2 protein-coding genes are annotated in these 1,893 nt (G+C 56.3%); one reads left to right on the plus strand and one right to left on the minus strand.

What is annotated here, in order from left to right; all coding sequences use genetic code 11:
* Window positions 1-545 (minus strand): hypothetical protein (locus V6D20_21000; protein HEY9818259.1); only part of this gene is annotated, 545 nt, incomplete at its 3' end.
* A 519-nt stretch (window positions 546-1,064) separates the two neighbouring features.
* On the opposite strand from V6D20_21000, the gene V6D20_21005 reads away from it, so the two are divergent.
* Window positions 1,065-1,893 (plus strand): hypothetical protein (locus V6D20_21005; protein HEY9818260.1); only part of this gene is annotated, 829 nt, incomplete at its 3' end.

Here is a 1,893-nt window from a genome sequence, read left to right on the forward strand (position 1 = left end):
GATTGGATCCCTAGGGGCAGCGATCGCAGCAGGGTGAGCGCCTCATCGGCCGACAGCCACAGGCCGCTAATCTGCCAGGGTTGAAGGGTGAACTCCGAAGCGCTTGGCTCAGCCGCATCCCCAGGCACCGCCACGGAAAAGCGCGGTATCGTTTTGCCATCCTGCTCCAGGGTGGGCAAGCTCACGGGCAGCGATCGCCATCGGGGAGCCCAGGCATCGACCCAGTTGTCCAGGGAGTCTGCCTCGTCACGCTTGGATCCCGCGGATACCGTCGCCAAGGGGAACTGGGGCATCGCCCACTGGATGGAGTGCTCCTGGTGCAACTGCTGCAAAAACTGCATCAGATCTGCCAACGCCATGCCATAGGGATGGGCGCGATCGCTGCCCACCTCCGCTAGGGCATCCAGCGGCTGCCAGGCCTCACCCCAGACCACAAAGCCAGGCTCAGTCTCCGGAGGTTGATGGTCGGTCGAGGTGCCCTCTGGAGCGTCGAACAACGCCGAATTCTGGGGCAATGCCAGCCAGCTACCATGTAAGATTGCCATGCGAACCGTAGAACCATAAGTTGACGTGGGAGACGGGATGGCTGATGGTCAACGCAGACCAGCGCCCTGAACCATTCCAGCAAACCAAAACGACCTAAGCGACTACGTCATCAGCAAATCTCGGGAAGCAGGAGCCCGCTGCTCTCAATCCCCCCATCCCTCCATGATGTCAAGCATCGCCGGATACGTTTGGCTCATTCTACCAAGATCCGGTGATGGCCATGGAAAATCGATACAACTGGCCAAGGAACACTGGTGATCCGAGGCTAGGGTTTAGCCTGAACGTGCCGCGTGAAGAGGGATCGCAGCAATGCGCGTTGAGAGCCATCCTAGAGTTATTCAAAGCTCAAAAAACAAGAGAATAGTTAAGCTTAGCGGAAAGCGATCGCAGTTTCAAGATCGATGTTACGATTGCCACAGAAGAACAACAGAACTCAAGAAGAAATAAAGGTACAGCATTTCATGCGAGAGGAAATTGATAAGTTAATATCCATCGACGGTCGGGATATTAGACTTAAGATGGGGTTGCTAGCACCCCAAGCCGGCGGTTCCGTTTTGGTCGAGTCAGAACAAACCTCCGTCCTAGTCACGGCAACCCGCTCCTCAGGCCGTGAAGGAATCGACTTTTTGCCCCTCCTGGTGGATTACGAAGAAAGGCTTTATGCCGCTGGGCGCATCCCTGGCGGTTTTCTGCGTCGTGAGGGTCGCCCACCGGAAAAAGCAACGTTGATTTGCCGCTTGATCGATCGTCCCATGCGGCCGCTCTTTCCCCAGTGGCTCCGGGATGACATCCAGGTGGTAGCCACCACGCTATCCATGGATGAACGGGTTCCCCCCGATGTCTTGGCGGTGACGGCGGCATCCTTAGCCACTCTGATTGCACAAATTCCCTTCAATGGGCCGATGGCTGCCGTGCGGGTCGGGCTAGTCGGCGATGATTTTATTATTAATCCCACCTATCAAGAAATTGAGATGGGAGATCTCGATTTGGTGGTCGCCGGATCCCCCGATGGCGTGATTATGGTGGAAGCTGGGGCAAACCAACTGCCTGAGCAAGACATCATTGAAGCCATCGACTTCGGCTATGAAGTGGTGCGCGATTTGATCCAGGCCCAGCTCGACATCATCAAAGAATTGGGTATCGAGGTGGTCACCCTCGCAGAACCAGTTGCCGATGAAACCTTAGCAACCTTCGTTAGTGAGCAGTCTGCCGCCGCCATCAAGACCATCTTGGCGCACTTCGAGTATGACAAGAGCGCTCGGGATGCCGCCTTGGATGAAGTGAAGGACAAGGTGGCCCAAGCCATTAGCGAACTCCCCGAGGATCATCCGATCCAGGTGGCGATCG

The sequence above is a fragment of the Candidatus Obscuribacterales bacterium genome (genome assembly GCA_036703605.1).
Classification (GTDB): domain Bacteria; phylum Cyanobacteriota; class Cyanobacteriia; order RECH01; family RECH01; genus RECH01.